Genomic DNA, 20,051 nt, shown 5'->3' on the forward strand with positions numbered 1-20,051 from the left:
AAATCATGTCTGCAACGAACACCAAGCCGCAGGCCATGGCGGTATCCAGCACCGATGTGGCCATCCAGATCACCGGCATGAACAAGTGGTACGGCGATTTCCACGTTCTCCGCGACGTCAACCTCACCGTCATGCGCGGCGAACGCATCGTCATCGCCGGACCGTCCGGCTCCGGCAAGTCCACGATGATCCGCTGCATCAACCGTCTGGAAGAACACCAGTCGGGCCAGATCGTGGTGGATGGCATCGAACTCACCAACGACCTGAAGAAGATCGACGAAGTGCGCCGCGAAGTCGGCATGGTCTTCCAGCACTTCAACCTCTTCCCGCATCTGACGATCCTGGAAAACTGCACGCTCGCACCGATCTGGGTTCGCAAGATGCCGAAGAAGGAAGCTGAAGCGATCGCGATGCACTATCTGGAGCGCGTCAAGATTCCGGAACAGGCGCACAAATATCCGGGCCAGCTCTCCGGCGGCCAGCAGCAGCGTGTGGCCATTGCCCGCTCGCTCTGCATGAAGCCGAAGATCATGCTGTTTGACGAACCGACCTCCGCGCTCGACCCTGAAATGGTCAAGGAAGTGCTGGACACCATGGTGAGCCTTGCGGAAGAAGGCATGACCATGCTGTGCGTGACCCACGAAATGGGTTTTGCCCGTCAGGTCGCCAACCGGGTGATCTTCATGGACCAGGGCCAGATCGTCGAGCAGAATTCGCCGGCCGAGTTCTTCGACAATCCGCAACACGAGCGCACCAAGCTCTTCCTCAGCCAAATCCTGCACTGAGGCCGCATCGGCACGTTCAGGTTGTCCGACTGGAGCGCTCCCTCGGGGGCGCTCTTTTTCCATGCGGATTTCCGGGTCCCGCTTACCAGGTGACGGAATAGCGTGCGTTGACCGTGGCCGTCAGATCCGCACCGGCGGCCTTGCCAATGCGCGCGGACACGCTCACATCGTCTGCGAGCTTCTGCTGGACGGTGATGCCTGCCCCCACGCGCTTGAAGCTGTCCAGCGCTCCAAACCGCGCCGTCAGCGAAACGCCATCGACCGGATCAGACCATGTTACGGCCTGGTGGACATCCACACCGTCCCAGACTGTCCCCGTCGCGTCATGATGCACCGTCACGGTGCGGGTCATCTCGAGGTCGAAGTCGGACGAGACGATTTCCCGGTCGCTGAGTCTCATCTCGGCCACGGCGTCACCCGTCTCGGCATTGGCGCGGAGGTTGAGTTCACGCAGCAGGGTCTGGGCCGGCGTCTGCTCCGATTGCGCGGTGATACGCCCCCAGACGTTGACCGGCACATCGACCGGACCGCCCTTGACGGACGAGGTCACGCCGACGTCGATACCCGCTGCCGCAAAGGACCAGCCGGGGACACGCATGCCAAGCCGCGCCTGATAGGCCGTTTCTGAACTTTTCGTCGGTTTCCAGATCAGGAGGCCCTCATCTGCGCAGGCCGGTGTGACGAACATCACCATGGTAACCAGACACGTCCAGCGTGACAGCCGCGTTCTTAAAACCATGTTTTTCCCACACCTCTGTTGCCTCCCGATTGGCCGGTCCCGGCAGATGCACGCTCCTCCCTGCTGCGCGCTCTTGCGTCTCAAAACAGGCCAATTCGCTCGTACGACATAGTACCATAAATTGAAGCCGTGGGCGTTTTAAGGTCGGAAAAAGCGCAGCGTCGCATTCCTGCAACAGCAAAACAGGAAGTCGCCAATCCCCCCTCGCCTTAACCATTCCTCACCTAAATAGGCTTGCAAGAGACCGTGTTTGGTCGTTGATTAGGCCCCAATAAGGGAGAAACAAGAGATGCAACAACTCTGTCCGTCCGCCGACGTTGCGTTGCCCTATGTGAACGAAGGAGATCGCTTTCGAGGTGTTCTTGGTTTGGAACGGGGATGAGGATCTCTCGACCCATGGCAAACAAATCCTTCGATAGAAAAGCCCCTTCCTCCCTGATGGACAGCGTGCTGCGGTCCACGGCGGCGCTCACTTCCGGGCGCGCCTTCTCGCGCATCATGACACTGGCAGGCGTGCTTGTCGTTCTCGTCTATTGGCGGCAGACCGGCGGCTGGTGACGCGTCTCCGTAGCGGATGAGGCTCGTGTGGCTCATCCGCGATGACGGATCCAGCCTTGGCAACGGACCATGATGAAAAAAGGCGCTACCCCTGGCGGGGAGCGCCTTTTTCCGTTTGAGCATGCGCGTCAGCTTCTGATTCGCGCGCAGCGTTTTCGTCCGTTCTATCGACCAAACCCCGGACGAGGTTTGGCAGGAGGCAGGCCTTTCGGCCTGACCTCACAGACGAATCATCGGATCAGTTATAGGGCGAGTTGCACCGTGCCCTGACGCCGACGCGTGGGACGTAGGTATCATCGGAAGCGCGATAGGTTCGATAACGATCCGAACACCACTGAACGTGACGGCTGGACATCGCATGGCCGCGGGTCGGGCGATCGTTCAACGCGCCGCCGATGATGGCGCCGGCACCGAAGGCGGCAAGCGGATACCACCAGCCGTCACTGTGGCGGCGGTAACCACGCCGATGCTCGCGATAACCTCTGTGGCCATGGTAATAACGGCGATGATCCCGCTGGCGCTCATATCGATGATGCTGCCGGTAATGGCGTCTATACTGCACCTCCTGCACATCGGTCACCTGTTGCGCCCTTGCCGTCGGCATCACCACGGCGCCGGCCGGAAACACGGAGGTCGTGAACATCAAGGCGCTGATGGCACCGGCGGTTAAAGTCTTTGCTAAAGCGATCAAGGCAAGTCTCCTGTGTTGATATCATAGAAACATAACCCGACCATGTTCGGTTCCCGCACGTGAACATCGCATGAATAGCTAATATACAGTGCCTCCGGCAGGAGACTACGTCCGTTCATCGGACTCAACGAAGGCCACCCCGCGGGAAAACGATGAAACTTCACCTGGCTCCGGGCGTTTGCAGCCGCAAACGGAGGCATCGCATGACCACCGGGTTTTCACAGGTCCTCGACTATTCGACGCGCTTCATCGAACTCATCGGGATCTTCGTCATCGTAATCGGCATCGCCGTTGCCGGCATTCGCTTCCTGCGGGACCGAGCGGAAGACGGAGCCTATCACACGCTTCGGTCGACCTTGGGCCGGGCAATCCTTCTTGGCCTGGAGCTCCTGGTCGCAGCTGACATCATCAATACGGTGGCAATAGAACCCACACTGGAGAGCCTGGCGGTTCTCGCCGGCATCGTCCTGATCAGGACGTTCCTGAGCTTCTCGCTGGAGGTCGAGATCGAGGGGAGATGGCCGTGGCAACGCGCGCGACGGCAAGAGCCTTCCCCGGCGACGGCACGTCGCCGCAATCCAGCATGACCCGTTTCGTGACGAATACGAGATCTTTTGAGAGGTTCAGACAACAAGGCCGCCCCTGGGGCGGCCCAAACACACAGTCTGATGAAGAAGTGGCGACCAAAGAGATCGTCTGGACGCGACACCCATGTCCGGGCCGGACAATTTGGGAAGTGGCGACCCCTGCAGGACTCGAACCTGCGACCTACTGCTTAGAAGGCAGTTGCTCTATCCAGTTGAGCTAAGGGGCCGTTCCCTGTCGCGAGCCTCAGGCTCGGATCAGTGAGTCCAGGGCTGGGTGCGATTGAAACGGAAGTTGTCCGAATAGGAAACGGTCTGACGCTTGGCTTCCTTCGGCGGGATGACGCGGTAGTCGATGCCGTTGCGCTCGGCATAGGCCTGAGCCAGTTCCTGCGTCTCGAAGGTCAGGCGGACCTGCTGCTTCATGTCGGACGAGGATGTGTACCCGAGGATAGGATCGATGCGCCGCGGCTCTTCCTGATCGAATTCAAGCACCCAGAGATGGGTCTTGGCCTTGCCGGATTGCATGGCGGTCTTTGCAGGACGATAAATCTTCGCGGTCATGTCAATCAACGCTCCCTTGCGCGCTACAGGCTCATCAGCACGGCGGCGGTGCCTGTATCCGCTGCCGATCCCCGCCAGACCCGTTGCCGGGTCACCTGGCCGGACAATCAACGCCGGAGCAAGGTCCAGCACCTGATCGGCGGCGATGGTCGGAGTGGAGAGATTCGAACTCCCGACCCTCTGGTCCCAAACCAGATGCGCTACCAGACTGCGCTACACTCCGTTCCAACGATGAAAAGCGAGATACACGCTTCGCCCCTTGGCCGCAACTCTAAAATCGTCTTTTCAAGAAGAGGTTAAGCGCGTCACGGCGCATTGCCGATTTGTGCGCTTCGGACGCGGTCGCCCACGCGAATGGAGCGCCGCTTCACCTCTCCGGCATTCAGTTCCAGAACGAAGTCCACCGGCCCGCGGGACGAGATCACCGTCTCCGACAGCGGCACTGCTCCTTCATGAATATGCGTAATGCGCCCCTTGGCATCGATGAACAGCATGTCGAGCGGAATCAGCGTGTTGCGCATCCACATCGTCACCTCGCGCGGCGCCTCGAAATCGAACAGCATGCCTGCGTCCGGGGCCATCTCCTTGCGGTACATCAGCCCCTGTTGGCGCTGCGCCGACTGAAGCGCCAGTTCCACGGTGAACTGGTGCCGCGCGCCACCCGCCGTTTCGATGACGAGCGGTTCCGTTGTGAAGGTCACATCGGCCGCGGCCGTCGGACCGGAAAAGGCCGTCACAGACAGAACGACAAACAGAAAGAGCGCCAGAATGGCGCTCGCGAGAAATTTCAGGCGTGACACGTCCATGGTCAATGGGCCCGTGGCAGGGCGGCCGGGCCGTCTGGATGGATTTCAGCGGCCATCAAACCCTTTTCGCCGGGTCCGAAACGCACCAGCACCACCTGGCCGGGCCGCAGTTCCGTCAGACCGAAGCGGCGAAGCGTTTCCATGTGGATGAAGATGTCCTCGGTGCCCTCGCCGCGGGTCAGGAAGCCGAACCCCTTGGTGCGGTTGAACCATTTGACGAGCGCACGCTCAAGCCCGCTTGTCGCGGTGACCTGCACATGGGTGCGCACCGGCGGCATCTGCGACGGATGCACCGCGGTGGACTGGTCCATGGAGAGAATGCGAAACGCCTGGAAACCCCGGTCGCGGCGCTGGATGAGCGCCACGATGCGCGTTCCCTCGAGAATCGTCTGGTATCCGTCGCGCCTGAGGCAGGACACGTGCAGCAGGACATCCTGCATGCCGTTATCGGGCACGATGAAGCCAAAGCCCTTGGCCACATCGAACCACTTCACCACGCCGGTGATCTCGGTCAGCTCAACCGGCTCGCCCGCAAGTTCCTCGAAACTCGCAACGCCCTTCGATGACATTCTGTCCGCCATTCTGTCTGCCCCTGGATTACGCGTCACGGTGGCACGGTTAACTGATTCTTATAAGATATGTTAACATCGCGCCGAACGTCCAGCGCAAGCCCCCGCCCACGCTTTATCCCGTCATTTATAGCGCTTGCTGCTTGCCTGAAGCTGGCCAGTGCCGCATATCCACCCCGTCCCCGGAAAACGCCGGGATATCCAAGCTTTTGGAGGATTGCGATCTATGCGTTACCTGCACACCATGGTCCGGATCAAGGACCTCGATGCATCGCTCGATTTCTACACCCGTATCTTCGGTCTCAAGGAGGTGCGCCGCATCGAAAACGAAAAAGGTCGCTTTACGCTGATCTTTCTCGCCGCACCGGAGGATGTCGATGCCGGTACCAATCTCAAGGCACCGCTGCTCGAACTGACCTATAACTGGGACACGGAAGACTATAGCGGCGGGCGCAATTTCGGCCACCTCGCCTACGAGGTCGATAACATCTACGACTTCTGCCAGCAGGTGATGGACAAGGGCGTCACCATCAACCGCCCGCCGCGCGACGGCAACATGGCCTTCATCAAGTCGCCGGACGGCATCTCCATCGAACTCTTGCAGAAGGGCCCGGCGCTGGAGCCGGCCGAACCCTGGGCCTCCATGCCGAACACCGGCAACTGGTAGGCCTAGAAAGCGAGTTAACGATCGGCTCCGGCGCCTGCCCTTTTGCGGCGCCGGACCTGCACCCCAGCCTGACGCAGGCTTCATGCGGCATCCTTGTCTCCAAACGACAGTCCAATGGACGGATGCCATGGCGAACAGCCCGAATTCAAAAACACCCCTTCTCTGCGCCCGCCGCCTGGTTCTGCCTGCGCTTTTCGCGGCAACCACCAGCCTGTCCGGCTGCAGCCTCTCCCTGCTCAGCAAGGCAGACGCGCCAAGCGCGGAAACGGCGGTGGCCGCCGCCGATCCTGCCGAACCGGAGGCGAAACCGGACGCGCCGGCAACGCCGAAGCCGGCCGGGCTCTATGTCGATCCGATGATTTCCACCGCCAGCAAAACAAAATCCGGACGTCGCGAATTGCCGTTGCGCACGCCGCCGGGCGGCGCAATGCCAGCCGCTCCGCCGGTGATGGCGCGGGCCCCGTCCGCGGCGCATGGCCCTCAGGCCACGCAAGCAGGGCAGACGGCCGCCAACAATCTGGGCGACGTGGTCAACCAGCCGACCGGCGTTCACGCCTACCAGAACAGTATCTTTGCGCTCGCCAATGCCAACGGCCAACCGTCAGCCGATGGCAGCGTACCCGCCTATGCGCCGGCGCGCGGCATCAATCCGATGTCGGGAAGTGTCTTCAGCGCCCGCACCGCGCCAGCGGCGGTCCCTGCCCCGGCGGGCGCAAACAATGACGGGCTCTGGTAGACGCCGAAGCGAAACAGCCGCCGGTAAGGGGCTGAAAAGGCGCAGAAAACGCCGCTTTGTCCACAGCGCCGCGCAGGCTGGGAAAAAATTCGAGAGACTTGAAAAAAGACGCTTGCGCTGCACAAACCTCCTCCCTATAAGGGCGCCACAGCACGCGCCCTTCGTCTATCGGTTAGGACGTCAGATTTTCATTCTGAAAAGAGGGGTTCGACTCCCCTAGGGCGTGCCACCCGTACCCTCCCTTGACATCTCTGAATTCAAGCAGTTCTTCGGCGCTGATCTGCGCGCCATGGCGCCGGTTCGACGGGCCTTGGCACGGGTTTTCCACCGCCCGTCAAATTTCTCCGGCGCCCCTCATTTTTCCGCTTGCGTCGTGAAAATCTGCGCGTATAAGGGCGCCCACACGCGCCCTTCGTCTATCGGTTAGGACGTCAGATTTTCATTCTGAAAAGAGGGGTTCGACTCCCCTAGGGCGTGCCACTCTCCTCCCAGATTACGTTTCTTCTTCAGGATGTTACACGCCATACCGCATCTGATGGACGGGCGTGTACGCGCGGTGTTCGACCCGCCGAAAAATCTCTCACTTTCGTCATCGAAACGTCATTTTGACGCTTGCATGACAGAACGCTGGCCCCTATAAGGGCGCCACGGCACGCGCCCTTCGTCTATCGGTTAGGACGCCAGATTTTCATTCTGGAAAGAGGGGTTCGACTCCCCTAGGGCGTGCCACCCAATCCCCTTACAGATATGCAGAGTGAACCGGTCGCCGAGCTGCGCCGCACGGTTTTCTTGCTTGCTTCGACCGTCACGTGAGCGCGGGGCTCAGATGGCCTTGGCGGCGTCCAGGATGCGCAACTGCATCCGCCGGCTGCCCTGCCAGTGATCGGCGCTGAGGCAGCCTGCCAGGTGCAGTTGCTGGCCGCGCGAGGAGAGAAGCAACTGCCCGAGCGACGTATCGCCGGCCCGAAAGGCGATCGCCTCAAGCCTTGTGCCATCCATGGCTTGCAGCGTCGCCTTCACATGCGAGGTGCCGATCAGCCGCGAATCGACGATCCGATGGGCGGGGATGGCGAAGATCGGCTGGCTGTGGCCGGAACCATAGGGACCGGCCTGCTCCAGCTGGTCGTAGAGCGCCAGTGTCGCGCCGGAGGCGGCGAGAGCACCATCGATCTTCAGAACATGGCTTGCGACCAGAGACGGCACCTGTGCGGCGGCAATCGCTTCGAAATGGGCGCGCAGCGCACCGAGCCTGTCGCGCTCCACCGTCAGGCCGGCAGCCATGGCATGCCCGCCCCCCTTGACCAGCAATCCAGCCTCGACGGCACCGCGCACCATCTTGCCCATGTCGAAGCCCGGAATCGAACGGCCGGAGCCGGCGCCCCTGCCGGACGCATCGAAGGCGATGGCAAAGGCCGGGCGCTTGAACTTCTCCTTGAGACGCGCGGCAATCAGGCCGACGATGCCCGGATGCCAGCTGTTGCTGGCGGTCACGATGACGCTCGCGCTTTCGCCATCGCCATATTCAGCCACGACTTCGGCTTCCGCTTCGGCGAGCATGACCGCCTCCATCGCCTGGCGCTCACGGTTCAGGTCATCGAGGCGCGCGGCGATCTCGTCGGCCTGGGGTGCATCGTCCAGCGTCAGAAGCCGGCTACCGAGGGCCGCATCGCCGATTCGCCCGCCGGCATTGATCCTTGGGCCGATCAGAAAGCCGAGGTGATAGGGGGTTACAGGACCGCCAAGACCGGTCTTGCGGAAAAGCGCCGCGAGGCCTGCATTGCCCATGTGCCGTGCCGCGAGCAGCCCCTTCACCACATAAGCGCGGTTCAACCCCTTCAGCGGCACGACATCGCAGACCGTGGCCAAAGCCACGAGATCGAGATGCCGCAACAGATCAAGCGAGCCGGCGCGCGGGTCTCCCCGTTCGCGCAGCAGCCGTGCGGTGGCGACCAGCACCAGGAACACCACGCCGGCCGCGCACAGATGCCCCTGCCCCGACAGGTCGTCCTGACGGTTCGGATTGACGAGCGCCACGCAGGGCGGCAGGTCCGGTCCCATCTGGTGGTGATCGATCACCACCACGTCGCATCGCTCTTCAGCGGCGGCAAGCAGCGATTCGTGGCTGGTCGAACCGCAATCGACGGTAACGATCAACTGGGCGCCGCCGGCAATCAGCTGGCGGATTGCCGGCGGATTGGGGCCATAGCCCTCGAAGATGCGGTCCGGGATGTAGATTTCAGCCACGACGCCAAAATGGGCCAGGAAGCGCCACAGGAGGGCGGAGGCCGAAGCGCCATCGACATCGTAGTCGCCGAAGATCGCTACCTTCTCCCGGCGACGGATCGCATCGGCGAGCCGGTTCGCTGCCTTCTCGCAGTCGGTCAATGTAAAGGGGTCCGGCATCAGGGACCGGATGGTCGGATCGAGAAAGGCGGGAGCCTCGTCCACACCAACGCCGCGCCCGGCAAGCACCCGGGTGATCAGCTCGGGAAGCCCGTGCACCTGCGCCATGGCCAGCGCCCGGTTCTGACCCGCCTGATCGAGGCGGGACACCCAGCGTTGCCCGCTGACGGACTGTTCGACACCGAGAAAGGCACGCGGGACGGGATCAACCGGTTCGGTCATGATGCTCTTTGGTCGCAAAACATGATCGCTTCTAACGCAGCCGCGTCAAAAGCCCAAGGGGATCGCGTCCCGATTTCCCCGGTCAGAGCGTTGCCAGCACCACGGATGCGCCGAGGCAGAGCGGCCAGGACGCCAGCGCGATCGCGACACCCCAATGGCGTTCGACCTCGCCTTCCAACGCTTCGCCCGCCTGACCGATCTCGTGCATCGGTCGTGCGACCGGCCGGATATCGTCCGGATCGATGGCCGGCACCGGCAGACTGCTCGGCCCCTTCTGTTTGAATGGAATGATCGTCGTCACTGGGCGCCTCCCTCGCTTCGTGAAGATGGGGGCAGTGTAGACCCGAATGCACCGTTGCACCAGAGCACCAAAAAAGCCGCCCTGGATGGACGGCTTCCTTCAGTTCAAACGTTCCTGTCCGGCAAATTACAGCGCCTTCGGACGCTCGATGCGAATGACCTGCGGCTCGCCGGAGAGATAGTTTCCGGCCTTGATGCCATCGACCGCCTTGCGCACCGAATTCTCCATCGTGGCATGCGTCACGAGGATGATGGTCTTTGCATCGCTCGGGGTGCCGCCATTGGCGCGCTGCACGATGGATTCGAGCGAAATGCCGTTCTGCGCCATCTGGGTCGCCACGCTCGCAAAGACGCCGGCACGATCGAGCACGGTCAGGCGGATGAAATAACCACCCTCATGGCTCTGCATCTGCGCCTTGCGATAGGGCTCGAGCCGGGCGGCCGGCGTGCCGAGCACGGGCACACGCTGGGCGCCCGGCTGGCTTTTCGCAATATCGGCGATGTCGCCCAGCACGGCGGAGGCAGTCGCATTGCCGCCAGCACCGGGGCCGACCATCAGGAGTTCACCCAGAATATCGGATTCGATCGCCACCGCATTCGTCACGCCGTCCACCTGCGCAATCACCGAATCATGCGGCACCATGGTCGGATGCACGCGCTGCTCGATGCCGCTTTCGGTCCGCTGCGCGACGCCCAGCAGCTTGATGCGATAGCCGAGATCGGCTGCAGCATGAATGTCTTCGATCGAGATGTTGGAGATGCCTTCGAGATAGATTTCATCCGCGGCGATCTCGGTGCCGAAGGCCAGCGTCGTCAGGATCGCGAGCTTGTGGGCCGTGTCATTGCCCTCGATGTCGAAGGTCGGATCGGCTTCGGCATAACCCAGCCGCTGCGCCTCCTTGAGGCATGCTTCGAAGGAGAGGCCCTCCTTCTCCATCCGGGTGAGGATGTAGTTGCAGGTGCCGTTCATGATCCCGTAGACGCGGCTGACGGAATTGCCGGTCAGCGACTCGCGCAGCGCCTTGATAACCGGAATGCCGCCGGCAACCGCTGCCTCGAAGTTCAGCAGCACACCCTTGTCTTCAGCGATCCGGGCAAGCTCCACGCCGCAGCGGGCCAACAATGCCTTGTTGGCGGTGACCACATGCAGGCCGCGGCCCAAGGCGGCGCGCACGGAGCGATCTGCCGAGCCCTCGGCGCCCCCCATCAGTTCCACGAAGACGTCGATATCGGCCTTTTCCGCCATCTCTTCGGCCGTGTCGAACCAGGCGACGCGGGAGAGATCGACGCCGCGATCCTTCGTCCGGTCGCGAGCGGTCACGGCGGTAATTTCGATGGCACGCCCGCAGGTCACCGCAAGTTCATTCGCCCGCGTGGTGAGGATGCGCGCCAGAGAGGCGCCAACGGTGCCCAGACCCGCAAGACCGATTTTGAGGGCGTCTGCCATACTATCCATTCCTGTCGATAAAGATCGGGCGGCAGAACGCCGCCCGGTTGCGTCGTTTATAAAATCAACGGTGAGCGTTCAATGAAATGACATTGTGCAGCGTGTCGTCCGCCGAACCGAGGAAACGCTTGATGTTGCGCGCCGCCTGACGGATGCGGTGCTCGTTTTCAACGAGCGCGATGCGGACATATTCATCGCCATGCTCGCCAAAGCCAATGCCCGGCGCGACCGCGACGTCCGCCTTTTCGATCAGCAGCTTGGAAAATTCGAGCGAGCCGAGCGGCCGGAACTTTTCCGGCACCGGCACCCAGGCAAACATCGAAGCCGCCGGCGGCGGGATCTCCCAGCCGGCACGGCCGAAACTTTCGACCATCACGTCACGGCGACGTTTGTAGGTCTGGCGCACCTCTTCGATATGCTGGTCGATATCCGGATCGTTAAGTGCTGCCGTCGCCGCCACCTGGATCGGCGTGAAAGCGCCGTAATCGAGATAGGATTTGACCCGCGTCAGCGCCGAGATCAACCGGTCGTTGCCAACCGCAAATCCCATGCGCCAGCCGGCCATGGAGAAGGTCTTCGACATGGAGGTGAATTCCACCGCCACATCGATCGCGCCCGGCACCTGGAGAATCGAGGGCGTCGGTTTGCCGTCGAAATAGATCTCCGAATAGGCGAGATCCGACAGCACGAAAATGCCGTGCTTCTTGGCAAACGCGACGACCTCCGCATAGAAATCGAGCTCCACCACGGTGGCCGTCGGGTTCGACGGGTAGCAGAGGATCATGGCGATCGGCTTCGGGATCGAATGGGCGACGGCCCGCTCAAGCGCGCGGAAGAATTCCTCGTTCGGCTCGACAGGGATCGAGCGGATCACGCCGCCGACCATCAGGAAACCGAAGGCGTGGATCGGATAGGAAGGGTTGGGGCACAGCACCACGTCGCCGGGCGCTGTGATCGCCTGCGCCATGTTGGCAAAGCCTTCCTTGGAGCCGAGCGTTGCGACGACCTGCGTGTCAGGGTTGAGCTTCACGCCGAACCGGCGGGCATAATAGGCCGCCTGCGCGCGGCGCAGGCCGGGAATGCCCTTCGAGGACGAGTAGCCGTGCGTATCCGGCCGCTGGACCGTTTCCACCAGCTTGTCGACGATGAACTTGTTGGTCGGAAGATCCGGGTTGCCCATGCCGAGGTCGATAATGTCCGCGCCGGCCGCTCGTGCGCTGGCCTTCAAACGGTTGACCTGTTCGAAGACGTAGGGCGGCAGCCTGCGGACCTTATGAAACTCTTCCATCGCGAACCTCATGGGGCATTGAGAGCAAAAACGGAGCGCATCCGGAGGCTCCGTCACGCCGTTGCTTTGCGGCCAAAACCGCCGGAAGGCAAGGGCTAATTGGTGATCTGCCGTTCGGCTTCGGCGGCGTGCTCGCTGGCAAGCCGGCGGAGCCCGTCGATCCGGCGCTGGTACTCCGCTTCGGTGATGGCGCCACTGGCGCGGGCAGAGGCCAGCGCGGACAGCTGCGCTTCGCGAGAGGTATATTCCTGATCGCCGATCTGGGTATTGGCGGCCGTCAGCGGTTTGCCGAGGCTCGGATAAGTGCCCGTATCGAGCTTGGTCAGCGCTTCCGGACGTGCCACCGTGCGCGGGCCGACGACGACAGCCGGCGGCGCCGTGTTCGGAATGCCGTCATCCAGCGCGAAGAAGGAATTGGTGCCCGAACATCCCGATAGCAGAATCGGCAGGCCAAGCGCGCAGATCACCATCGGCCAACCCGCTTTTTGCTGCGCTCGTTTTAGCATTTCGCAATCCTAACCCTGACTTTCGAATGAGCGGCACGCGGCCTTCATCGCTGGAACTTCTATTCTTTTTCAGGCACAATGTAAAAACCAAAACAAGCATCGGTCGGTTGTACCCGGCGTTCAGGGAGCGGAACATACATGGACGGCAAAGGTCAGTCGAGCCATGCTGGCGCAGACTCCACGGGCTTTGATCCCAAGGTGTTCGAAGCCTACATGGTCAAGGATCCTCAGACACTGGCCATGAACATCGCAAGGGCCGCCGAAAATCTTGGAAAGGCGGCAACGGAGTGGCTCGGGCCACGGGAACGGGGCGAGATCATCGATGCCGTCGATCCGCTTGCCGACATGGTCAAGACGCTCTCGAAGGTCATCGAATACTGGATGTCGGAACCGCAGCGGACGCTGGAGGCACAAAGCTTGCTGATGGCGTCGTATATGGGCATCTGGATGAACACGCTGCATCGTCTGGCGGGTGATTCCACCGCGGACGAGCCGGCGGACCTGCCGAAGGACAAACGGTTCGCCGATGAAGACTGGCGCCGCAACCCGTTCTTCGCCTTCCTGCGGCAGGTCTATCTCGTCACCGCCACCTGGGCGGAAAAGCTTGTCGAACGCTCCGAGGGCCTGGACGACCACACCCGGCAGAAAGCCGCCTTCTACGTCAAACAGATGACGTCGGCGCTCTCGCCCGCCAACTTCGCCCTTACCAATCCGGAAGTCTACCGCCAGACGGTGGCGAGCAATGGCACCAATCTCGTCGAGGGCATGCGCATTCTTGCCGAAGACGTGGCGGCCGGCCGCGGTGAATGGCGCGTGCGCCAGACGGATACAACCAAGTTCGAGCTCGGCGTCAACGTCGCGATCACACCCGGCAAGGTCATTGCCCGCAGCCCGATCTGCGAGGTGATCCAGTACAGTCCATCGACCGAAACGGTTTTCAAGCGACCGCTGCTGATCGTTCCGCCATGGATCAACAAGTTCTACATCCTCGATCTCGGCCCGCAGAAAAGCTTCATCAAGTGGTGCGTCGATCAGGGGCATTCCGTCTTCGTGATCTCCTGGGTCAACCCTGACGAAAGCCTCTCGCGTGCCTCCTGGGAGGATTACATCCGGGACGGGATCGATTTCGCGCTGAAGACGATCGAAACGGCAACCGGTGAGAAACAGGTGAATGCGATCGGCTATTGCGTCGGTGGCACGCTGTTGTCTGCAGCGCTCGCCTACCACGCCAAGACCCGCAAGAAAGCCATCCAGTCCGTGACGTTCTTCACCACGCAGGTGGATTTCCGCTATGCGGGCGAACTTCTCGTCTTCGTCGACGAGGAGCAGATCGAGGCGCTGGAGCGGCAGATGAACATGACCGGCTATCTGGCCGGCTCCAAAATGGCGAGCGCGTTCAACATGCTGCGCGCCTCCGAGCTGATCTGGCCCTACGTCGTTAGCAATTACCTGAAGGGCCAGGAGCCGACGGCCTTCGACCTGCTCTACTGGAATTCCGATTCGACGCGGATGACGGCGGCGAACCATGCCTTCTACCTGCGCAACTGCTACCTCGAAAACCGGTTGACCGCCGGCGAGATGACGCTGTTCGACACGACGGTTTCGCTGAAGGACGTGAAGATCCCGGTCTACAGCCTCGCGGCAAAGGAAGACCATATCGCCCCTGCCCGCTCGGTCTTCCGCGGCTGCCAGTTCTATGGCGGCGACGTGACCTTTGTCCTCAGTGGTTCGGGACATATCGCCGGGGTCGTCAACCCGCCGGACAAGCACAAATACCAATACTGGACGAACGGCAAAGTCGAGGGCGAGCTTTCGGACTGGATGAAGGGTGCCAAGGAGACAGCCGGCTCCTGGTGGCCCCACTGGCAGTCCTGGATGGAGCAGCAGGACGATGCGCGCGTACCGGCCCGCCCGGTCGGCGGCGGCAAGCTAGAGCCGCTCTGCGATGCGCCGGGGACCTATGTCATGGTGCGCAGCTGACCGATCCGCATGCAGTTTGATCCGCCTCTGGTGCCCGCACGGCTCGTCAGCCGCTACAAGCGCTTCCTGTTCGACGCAATCCTCGAGGACGGCACGCCGATCACCGGTTCGTGCCCGAATACCGGTTCCATGCGCGGGCTGACCACGCCCGGCTCGCGCATCTGGCTCTCCCAGCATAACAGCCCGACGCGGAAGTTTCGCCACATGCTGGAGCTGGTCGAGGCGGATGGCACGCTTGTCGGCATCAATACCGGAATGCCGAACCGTCTGGCGGAGGAGGCCATCCGGACCGGCATGCTGGAAAGCCTGTCCGGCTATGGCGCCTTGAAACGCGAGCAGCGCTACGGCGCCAATTCGCGGATCGACCTGCTGCTTCTGGATGAGGCCCGTCCGCCCGCCTATATCGAGGTCAAGAATGTCCACTTCACACGGATGGCGGGACTGGCGGAATTTCCCGATTCGGTCACCGCACGCGGCGCCAAGCATCTCGACGAGCTGGGCGACATGGTGGAGAAGGGCTTCCGGGCCGCCATGCTCTATGTCATTCAGCGCGACGACTGCGACGTGCTGAGCATCTGCGAGGAGCTGGATCCCCTCTACGGGGCGGCTTTCCGGCGGGCGCGGGCGCGTGGCGTCGAGGCCTTCGCGATCGCCTGCCGCATCACGCCGCAGGGAATTTCGCCAAGCCGGCCAATCCCGATAGACGAAGGCGGCCCTGCTGTTTAAAACTCGGCAGGAAAAGCACGAAAGCAGACGATCATGGTGACCTATATCGAGGCCGCGAACGCGCCGAAGAAGAACACGGGAGCGATCCGGCTCTACGATACGAAGGCGGATTTCGCCGGCATGCGTGCCGCCTGCCAGCTGACGGCGCGCTGCCTGGACGAACTGGCGGCGATCGTCAAACCCGGCGTCACGACCAATGCCATCGATCGATTCGTCTTCGAATTCGGCATGGACAACGGCGCCCTTCCGGCGACGCTGAATTACCGCGGCTACAAATATTCCGTCTGCACCTCGCTCAACCACGTCGTCTGCCACGGCATGCCGGATGACAAGCCGCTGCGCGAGGGCGATATCGTCAATATCGACGTGACCTACATTCTCGACGGATGGCACGGCGATTCAAGCCGCATGTATCCGGTCGGCCAGATCAAGCGGGCGGCCGAACGCCTGATGGAAGTTACCTACGAGTGTCTGATGCGCGGCATTTCCGTCGTCAGGCCCGGCGTGCGCACCGGCGCCATCGGCCAGGCGATCCAGACCTATGCGGAGGCGGAGCGCTGCTCGGTGGTGCGCGACTTCTGCGGCCACGGTGTCGGCCAACTGTTCCACGACAGTCCGAACATCCTGCACTACGGCCGCGCCGACGAAGGCCCGGAGCTGAGGGAAGGCATGATCTTCACCATCGAACCGATGATCAACCTCGGCAAGCCGCATGTGAAGGTGCTGGCCGATGGCTGGACGGCGGTGACCCGGGATCGCTCGCTGTCGGCGCAATACGAGCATGCAATCGGCGTGACCGCCGATGGCTGCGAGATCTTCACGCTGTCTCCGGGCGGGCTCGACCGTCCAGGGCTTCCTCCACTCAAGGGATGATCCATGTCCGCTCCGGTTCCCCCGACCCATCAGCAGAGCCTTGAGGACAAGTCGGAGAAGCCGGGGGACCTGTTCGCCGATGAGCGCGGCTTTTTCGCCGAACAGGCGACGAAAGCCGGCGGACTGAAGAAGGCCGGGGCAGCCGGCAAGACGGTCGAGACGATTGCGCATTACCACGGCCATCGCGACCGGTTGCGGGCGCGCTACCGCGAGCATGGCGACACGGCGCTCGCCGATTACGAAGTGCTGGAACTGCTGCTGTTCCGACTGATCCCGCGCAAGGACACCAAGCCGATTGCCAAGGCGCTGATCGAACGCTTCGGCAATCTCGCCGGTGTTTTCGGCGCTCCGCTCTCGCTGCTGCAGGAGGTCAACGGGATCGGCGAAGCGGTGGCCCTCGACATCAAACTCATCGCCAGTGTCGGACAACGCGTCCTGAAAAGCGAACTTCGCGAAAAGCAGGTTCTGTCCTCCTGGTCCGCCGTCATCGACTATTGTCATGCGGCCATGGCCTACGAGGCACGCGAGCAGTTCCGCATCCTCTTTCTCGACAAGCGCAACGTGCTGATTGCCGATGAAATCCAGGGACGCGGCACGGTCGATCACACGCCGGTCTATCCGCGCGAAGTGGTGCGCCGCGCGCTCGAACTCTCGGCCACGGCGATTATTCTCGTCCACAACCATCCAAGCGGCGATCCGACCCCCTCACGCGCCGACATCGACATGACGAAGACCATCGTCGATACGGCGAAACCGCTCGGCATTACCGTGCACGACCACATCATCATCGGCAAGGACGGCCATGCGAGCCTCAAGGGCCTGCGGCTGATCTGATTGTCAGAACAGCTGCTTTTTGCGCTGCACCGCCAAAATTTTGGGAACGTCGCGGGCTGACAGGAAATTGGTCAGGAATCGACGTTATGATTTGACCATCTTCTATTGTTGCGCTGCAATAGAACACTCTCTTCCCAAGACGAGGCACACTCCATGTACCAATATGATCTGATCGTCATCGGCAGCGGCCCGGCGGGTCGCCGTGCGGCCATCCAGGCGGCCAAGCTGGAAAAGAAGGTTCTGGTCGTCGAACAGGGCCGGCGCGTCGGCGGCGTCTCGGTTCATACCGGTACCATTCCGTCCAAAACCCTGCGCGAAACGGCGCTGAACCTGACAGGCTGGCGCGAACGCGGTTTTTACGGCCGCTCCTACCGGGTGAAGCAGGACATCAGCGCGGACGATCTGCGCCGCCGCCTGCTGATCACGCTCGACCACGAGGTGGAGGTGCTGGAGCACCAGTTTGCCCGCAACCGGGTGCAGCAGATGCGCGGACGCGCCCAGTTCATCGATCCGCACACGCTGGAGATCGAAAAGAGCGACGGGGAAATGCTGCGTGTGACCACGGCTTCGGTTCTGCTCGCCGTCGGCACCCGCCCCTATCGCCCGGCGCACATTCCGTTCGATGGCGATGCCGTTCTCGACAGTGACGAGCTTCTCGAGATCAAGCAGGTTCCGCGCTCGCTCGTCGTCGTCGGTGCCGGTGTCATCGGCATCGAATATGCGACGATCTTCAGCGCGCTCGACACGCAGGTCACGGTCGTTGAGCCGCGCGACACGATGCTGGATTTCATCGACAAGGAGATCGTGCAGGATTTTGCCTACCAGCTGCGCGACCGCAACATGAAGCTGATCTTCGGCCAGACCGTCGAGACCGTGACCCGCGAGGCTGAGACCGGCAAATGCCGCGTCACGCTGAAGAGCGGCCGTGCATTGCAGGCGGAAATGGTGCTCTTCGCGGCCGGGCGCGTCGGGGCGACCGACACGCTGAACCTCGCGGCTGCCGGTTTGGAAGCCGATAGCCGCGGTCGCCTGAAGGTCGATCCCGAAACGTTCCAGACGGCCGTGCCGCATATCTATGCCGCCGGCGACGTGGTTGGCTTCCCGAGTCTCGCTTCCACCTCCATGGAACAGGGCCGAATTGCCGCCCGCCACGCGGTCGGTGCGCCGGCGAGCGAACCGCCGCAGTATTTCCCCTATGGCATCTATGCCGTGCCGGAAATTTCCACCTGCGGCCTGACGGAGGAAGAGGTCATCCAGCGCGGCATCCCGTACGAGGCGGGGATTGCACATTTCCGGGAAACCTCGCGCGGCCATATCATGGGCCTCGATACCGGTCTCCTGAAGATGATCTTTTCGCTGAAGACGCGCCGCCTGCTCGGCGTCCACATCGTCGGCGAAGGGGCAACCGAACTCGTGCATATCGGCCAGGCGGTTCTCAACCTGAAGGGCACGGTCGAATATTTCGTCGAAAACACCTTCAACTATCCGACGCTTGCCGAAGCCTACAAGATTGCCGGCCTGGACGCCTGGAACCGGATGGGCGAAGGACCGAAGGAAGCGCCGGTCGCGACCGCACAATCGACCGATGTCGCCACGGCATCCGTCGAGCCACTTTCCGTTGCGGCACCGAAGAAAAAAGCCGCCTCGAACTGAGGCGGCCGTCGGCGGCAGCACATCCTGGCGGACATCAAATGGGCGGACATCAAAAAAGGCGGCTCGAAGGCCGCCTTTTTCGTAAGACCGGATGAACCCGACCAGATCAACGCGAATAGAATTCGACGACCAGGTTCGGTTCCATGATGACCGGGTACGGCACGTCCGACAGGGTCGGAACGCGCACGAAGGTGGCAACCATCTTGTTGTGATCAGCGTCGATGTAGTCCGGAACGTCACGCTCGGCGAGCTGAACGGCTTCCAGAACCGTGACGAGCTGCTTGGACTTCTGGCGCACTTCGATCACGTCGCCAGCCTTGCAGCGGTACGAACCGATGTTGACGCGAACGCCGTTGACGGTGACGTGGCCGTGGTTGACGAACTGACGGGCAGCCCAGACGGTCGGCACGAACTTGGCGCGGTAGACGATCGCGTCCAGACGCGATTCGAGCAGGCCGATCAGGTTTTCGCCGGTGTCGCCCTTGCGGCGGTTTGCTTCGTCGTAGATCGCGCGGAACTGCTTCTCGCGGATATCGCCGTAGTAGCCCTTCAGCTTCTGCTTGGCGCGCAGCTGCACGCCGAAGTCGGAAAGCTTGCCCTTGCGGCGCTGGCCGTGCTGGCCCGGGCCGTATTCGCGACGGTTGACCGGGGACTTCGGACGACCCCAGATGTTTTCGCCCATACGGCGATCGATTTTGTACTTGGACGACGCGCGCTTGCTCATCGTATTTCCCTTCATAGGTTTATGACCGGTTTGTTGCCAAACCGGATCAAGGAAACACGCCCTCCTAAGAGGCTCCGTTTGAAGGTGCCTCTGACAGGTTTCTCACGGAGCGTCCGGAGACAACCACGGGACATGTCAAATGAAACACCGGGCGTTTCCACCCGGCGTTGGCGCGGTGTTTAGGGGGAAGTCATGGAATTGTCAACATAGCGCAGGCACGGAACGCAGAGGCAGGTCTGCAACGTCGATCGAGAGGGGGATCGTCCATCGATGACGTCCCCATTAATTTTTGTCCATCTTGCCTCTTGAACGCCACATGGCCGGGCACCATCTCACGGTCCAGCACCGGGCCCCTCTGACGTGTATCGCCGGATCGACCGTGATGTCGGTGCTTTC

The 20,051-nt window shown here is 62.0% G+C and carries 21 protein-coding genes and 5 tRNA genes; 13 read left to right on the plus strand and 13 right to left on the minus strand.

Annotated elements, in window-relative coordinates:
- Positions 1 to 5: 5 nt before the first annotated feature.
- Positions 6 to 785 carry an amino acid ABC transporter ATP-binding protein gene (locus G6N78_RS15160; RefSeq protein WP_272955615.1) on the plus strand — a complete coding sequence of 260 codons (780 nt, stop codon included), beginning with the start codon at positions 6 to 8 and terminating at the stop codon, positions 783 to 785.
- A gap of 82 nt (positions 786 to 867) precedes the next feature.
- Here G6N78_RS15160 and G6N78_RS15165 read toward each other — a convergent pair whose 3' ends face one another.
- Positions 868 to 1,524, minus strand: coding sequence for a hypothetical protein (locus G6N78_RS15165; RefSeq protein WP_165219864.1), 657 nt, complete (start codon positions 1,522 to 1,524; stop codon positions 868 to 870).
- Positions 1,525 to 1,920: 396 nt separating this feature from the next.
- Between G6N78_RS15165 and G6N78_RS15170 the strand changes: the two genes are divergently transcribed.
- Positions 1,921 to 2,082: a hypothetical protein gene (locus G6N78_RS15170; protein WP_165219866.1), complete on the plus strand. Its 162-nt coding sequence runs from the start codon at positions 1,921 to 1,923 to the stop codon at positions 2,080 to 2,082.
- Positions 2,083 to 2,320: 238 nt separating this feature from the next.
- On the opposite strand, the gene G6N78_RS15175 is transcribed toward G6N78_RS15170, so the two are convergent.
- Positions 2,321 to 2,725, minus strand: a complete 405-nt coding sequence (locus G6N78_RS15175) for a BA14K family protein (protein WP_370691525.1) — start codon at positions 2,723 to 2,725, stop codon at positions 2,321 to 2,323.
- Between the two features lie 251 nt (positions 2,726 to 2,976).
- Between G6N78_RS15175 and G6N78_RS15180 the strand changes: the two genes are divergently transcribed.
- Positions 2,977 to 3,360 carry a DUF1622 domain-containing protein gene (locus G6N78_RS15180; protein ID WP_165219870.1) on the plus strand — a complete coding sequence of 128 codons (384 nt, stop codon included), beginning with the start codon at positions 2,977 to 2,979 and terminating at the stop codon, positions 3,358 to 3,360.
- A 150-nt stretch (positions 3,361 to 3,510) separates the two neighbouring features.
- On the opposite strand, the gene G6N78_RS15185 is transcribed toward G6N78_RS15180, so the two are convergent.
- From G6N78_RS15185 to G6N78_RS15205, 5 genes are all read right to left on the minus strand, one after another.
- Positions 3,511 to 3,587, minus strand: a tRNA-Arg gene (locus G6N78_RS15185).
- 28 nt (positions 3,588 to 3,615) lie between these two features.
- Positions 3,616 to 3,921: an ETC complex I subunit gene (locus G6N78_RS15190; protein WP_165219872.1), complete on the minus strand. Its 306-nt coding sequence runs from the start codon at positions 3,919 to 3,921 to the stop codon at positions 3,616 to 3,618.
- A 146-nt stretch (positions 3,922 to 4,067) separates the two neighbouring features.
- Positions 4,068 to 4,144 (minus strand) — tRNA-Pro (locus G6N78_RS15195).
- A gap of 82 nt (positions 4,145 to 4,226) precedes the next feature.
- Positions 4,227 to 4,727 carry a DUF192 domain-containing protein gene (locus tag G6N78_RS15200; protein WP_165219874.1) on the minus strand — a complete coding sequence of 167 codons (501 nt, stop codon included), beginning with the start codon at positions 4,725 to 4,727 and terminating at the stop codon, positions 4,227 to 4,229.
- Positions 4,728 to 4,729: 2 nt separating this feature from the next.
- A complete protein-coding gene (locus G6N78_RS15205; RefSeq protein WP_165219886.1) occupies positions 4,730 to 5,308 on the minus strand; it encodes a cold-shock protein in 579 nt (192 codons plus the stop codon).
- Between the two features lie 214 nt (positions 5,309 to 5,522).
- Between G6N78_RS15205 and gloA the strand changes: the two genes are divergently transcribed.
- From gloA to G6N78_RS15230, 5 genes are all read left to right on the plus strand, one after another.
- Positions 5,523 to 5,963 (plus strand): lactoylglutathione lyase, encoded by a 441-nt coding sequence (gene gloA / locus G6N78_RS15210; RefSeq protein ID WP_165219888.1) that lies wholly within the window; start codon positions 5,523 to 5,525, stop codon positions 5,961 to 5,963.
- Positions 5,964 to 6,090: 127 nt separating this feature from the next.
- Positions 6,091 to 6,699 carry a hypothetical protein gene (locus G6N78_RS15215; RefSeq protein ID WP_165219890.1) on the plus strand — a complete coding sequence of 203 codons (609 nt, stop codon included), beginning with the start codon at positions 6,091 to 6,093 and terminating at the stop codon, positions 6,697 to 6,699.
- 154 nt (positions 6,700 to 6,853) lie between these two features.
- Positions 6,854 to 6,928 (plus strand) — tRNA-Glu (locus G6N78_RS15220).
- A gap of 176 nt (positions 6,929 to 7,104) precedes the next feature.
- Positions 7,105 to 7,179 (plus strand) — tRNA-Glu (locus tag G6N78_RS15225).
- Positions 7,180 to 7,353: 174 nt separating this feature from the next.
- Positions 7,354 to 7,428, plus strand: a tRNA-Glu gene (locus G6N78_RS15230).
- Between the two features lie 93 nt (positions 7,429 to 7,521).
- Here G6N78_RS15230 and recJ read toward each other — a convergent pair.
- From recJ to G6N78_RS15255, 5 genes are all read right to left on the minus strand, one after another.
- Positions 7,522 to 9,324, minus strand: a complete 1,803-nt coding sequence (gene recJ, locus G6N78_RS15235; protein ID WP_165219892.1) for a single-stranded-DNA-specific exonuclease RecJ — start codon at positions 9,322 to 9,324, stop codon at positions 7,522 to 7,524.
- Positions 9,325 to 9,406: 82 nt separating this feature from the next.
- The gene (locus G6N78_RS15240) at positions 9,407 to 9,625 is read right to left on the minus strand and encodes a hypothetical protein (protein WP_165219894.1); all 219 of its coding nucleotides are present in this window, start codon (positions 9,623 to 9,625) and stop codon (positions 9,407 to 9,409) included.
- 126 nt (positions 9,626 to 9,751) lie between these two features.
- Positions 9,752 to 11,071 (minus strand): homoserine dehydrogenase, encoded by a 1,320-nt coding sequence (locus G6N78_RS15245; protein WP_165219896.1) that lies wholly within the window; start codon positions 11,069 to 11,071, stop codon positions 9,752 to 9,754.
- 64 nt (positions 11,072 to 11,135) lie between these two features.
- On the minus strand, positions 11,136 to 12,359 hold the full coding sequence (locus G6N78_RS15250; protein WP_165219898.1) for an LL-diaminopimelate aminotransferase: 1,224 nt from the start codon (positions 12,357 to 12,359) through the stop codon (positions 11,136 to 11,138).
- A gap of 95 nt (positions 12,360 to 12,454) precedes the next feature.
- The gene (locus G6N78_RS15255; protein ID WP_165219900.1) at positions 12,455 to 12,865 is read right to left on the minus strand and encodes an SHOCT domain-containing protein; all 411 of its coding nucleotides are present in this window, start codon (positions 12,863 to 12,865) and stop codon (positions 12,455 to 12,457) included.
- A gap of 138 nt (positions 12,866 to 13,003) precedes the next feature.
- On the opposite strand from G6N78_RS15255, the gene G6N78_RS15260 reads away from it, so the two are divergent.
- The 5 genes from G6N78_RS15260 to sthA all read left to right on the plus strand — a co-directional run bounded on the left by G6N78_RS15260 (position 13,004) and on the right by sthA (position 18,931).
- On the plus strand, positions 13,004 to 14,845 hold the full coding sequence (locus G6N78_RS15260; RefSeq protein ID WP_165219902.1) for a PHA/PHB synthase family protein: 1,842 nt from the start codon (positions 13,004 to 13,006) through the stop codon (positions 14,843 to 14,845).
- Positions 14,846 to 14,854: 9 nt separating this feature from the next.
- Positions 14,855 to 15,571: a DNA/RNA nuclease SfsA gene (sfsA, locus tag G6N78_RS15265; RefSeq protein ID WP_165219903.1), complete on the plus strand. Its 717-nt coding sequence runs from the start codon at positions 14,855 to 14,857 to the stop codon at positions 15,569 to 15,571.
- Between the two features lie 33 nt (positions 15,572 to 15,604).
- Positions 15,605 to 16,444 (plus strand): type I methionyl aminopeptidase, encoded by an 840-nt coding sequence (gene map, locus G6N78_RS15270; RefSeq protein WP_165219905.1) that lies wholly within the window; start codon positions 15,605 to 15,607, stop codon positions 16,442 to 16,444.
- Positions 16,445 to 16,447: 3 nt separating this feature from the next.
- A complete protein-coding gene (gene radC, locus G6N78_RS15275) occupies positions 16,448 to 17,278 on the plus strand; it encodes a RadC family protein (RefSeq protein ID WP_165219907.1) in 831 nt (276 codons plus the stop codon).
- A 153-nt stretch (positions 17,279 to 17,431) separates the two neighbouring features.
- Positions 17,432 to 18,931: a Si-specific NAD(P)(+) transhydrogenase gene (gene sthA / locus G6N78_RS15280; protein ID WP_165219909.1), complete on the plus strand. Its 1,500-nt coding sequence runs from the start codon at positions 17,432 to 17,434 to the stop codon at positions 18,929 to 18,931.
- A 106-nt stretch (positions 18,932 to 19,037) separates the two neighbouring features.
- Here sthA and rpsD read toward each other — a convergent pair whose 3' ends face one another.
- Positions 19,038 to 19,655: a 30S ribosomal protein S4 gene (rpsD, locus tag G6N78_RS15285; protein WP_165219920.1), complete on the minus strand. Its 618-nt coding sequence runs from the start codon at positions 19,653 to 19,655 to the stop codon at positions 19,038 to 19,040.
- Positions 19,656 to 20,051: the final 396 nt, after the last annotated feature.

Source organism: Allorhizobium pseudoryzae (assembly GCF_011046245.1).
Lineage (GTDB): Bacteria > Pseudomonadota > Alphaproteobacteria > Rhizobiales > Rhizobiaceae > Neorhizobium > Neorhizobium pseudoryzae.

What these genes read in the sequence shown, in the direction of transcription:
- rpsD (WP_165219920.1), bottom strand. Translation starts at nt 19,655, where the DNA reads ATGAGCAAGCGCGCGTCGTCCAAGTACAAAATCGATCGCCGTATGGGC.
- G6N78_RS15180 (WP_165219870.1), top strand. Translation starts at nt 2,977, where the DNA reads ATGACCACCGGGTTTTCACAGGTCCTCGACTATTCGACGCGCTTCATC.
- radC (WP_165219907.1), top strand. Translation starts at nt 16,448, where the DNA reads ATGTCCGCTCCGGTTCCCCCGACCCATCAGCAGAGCCTTGAGGACAAG.
- G6N78_RS15160 (WP_272955615.1), top strand. Translation starts at nt 6, where the DNA reads ATGTCTGCAACGAACACCAAGCCGCAGGCCATGGCGGTATCCAGCACC.
- sfsA (WP_165219903.1), top strand. Translation starts at nt 14,855, where the DNA reads ATGCAGTTTGATCCGCCTCTGGTGCCCGCACGGCTCGTCAGCCGCTAC.
- G6N78_RS15170 (WP_165219866.1), top strand. Translation starts at nt 1,921, where the DNA reads ATGGCAAACAAATCCTTCGATAGAAAAGCCCCTTCCTCCCTGATGGAC.
- G6N78_RS15245 (WP_165219896.1), bottom strand. Translation starts at nt 11,071, where the DNA reads ATGGCAGACGCCCTCAAAATCGGTCTTGCGGGTCTGGGCACCGTTGGC.
- sthA (WP_165219909.1), top strand. Translation starts at nt 17,432, where the DNA reads ATGTACCAATATGATCTGATCGTCATCGGCAGCGGCCCGGCGGGTCGC.
- G6N78_RS15200 (WP_165219874.1), bottom strand. Translation starts at nt 4,727, where the DNA reads ATGGACGTGTCACGCCTGAAATTTCTCGCGAGCGCCATTCTGGCGCTC.
- G6N78_RS15250 (WP_165219898.1), bottom strand. Translation starts at nt 12,359, where the DNA reads ATGGAAGAGTTTCATAAGGTCCGCAGGCTGCCGCCCTACGTCTTCGAA.
- G6N78_RS15175 (WP_370691525.1), bottom strand. Translation starts at nt 2,725, where the DNA reads ATGTTCACGACCTCCGTGTTTCCGGCCGGCGCCGTGGTGATGCCGACG.
- G6N78_RS15205 (WP_165219886.1), bottom strand. Translation starts at nt 5,308, where the DNA reads ATGGCGGACAGAATGTCATCGAAGGGCGTTGCGAGTTTCGAGGAACTT.
- G6N78_RS15190 (WP_165219872.1), bottom strand. Translation starts at nt 3,921, where the DNA reads ATGACCGCGAAGATTTATCGTCCTGCAAAGACCGCCATGCAATCCGGC.
- G6N78_RS15215 (WP_165219890.1), top strand. Translation starts at nt 6,091, where the DNA reads ATGGCGAACAGCCCGAATTCAAAAACACCCCTTCTCTGCGCCCGCCGC.
- G6N78_RS15255 (WP_165219900.1), bottom strand. Translation starts at nt 12,865, where the DNA reads ATGCTAAAACGAGCGCAGCAAAAAGCGGGTTGGCCGATGGTGATCTGC.
- gloA (WP_165219888.1), top strand. Translation starts at nt 5,523, where the DNA reads ATGCGTTACCTGCACACCATGGTCCGGATCAAGGACCTCGATGCATCG.
- G6N78_RS15165 (WP_165219864.1), bottom strand. Translation starts at nt 1,524, where the DNA reads ATGGTTTTAAGAACGCGGCTGTCACGCTGGACGTGTCTGGTTACCATG.
- recJ (WP_165219892.1), bottom strand. Translation starts at nt 9,324, where the DNA reads ATGACCGAACCGGTTGATCCCGTCCCGCGTGCCTTTCTCGGTGTCGAA.
- map (WP_165219905.1), top strand. Translation starts at nt 15,605, where the DNA reads ATGGTGACCTATATCGAGGCCGCGAACGCGCCGAAGAAGAACACGGGA.
- G6N78_RS15260 (WP_165219902.1), top strand. Translation starts at nt 13,004, where the DNA reads ATGGACGGCAAAGGTCAGTCGAGCCATGCTGGCGCAGACTCCACGGGC.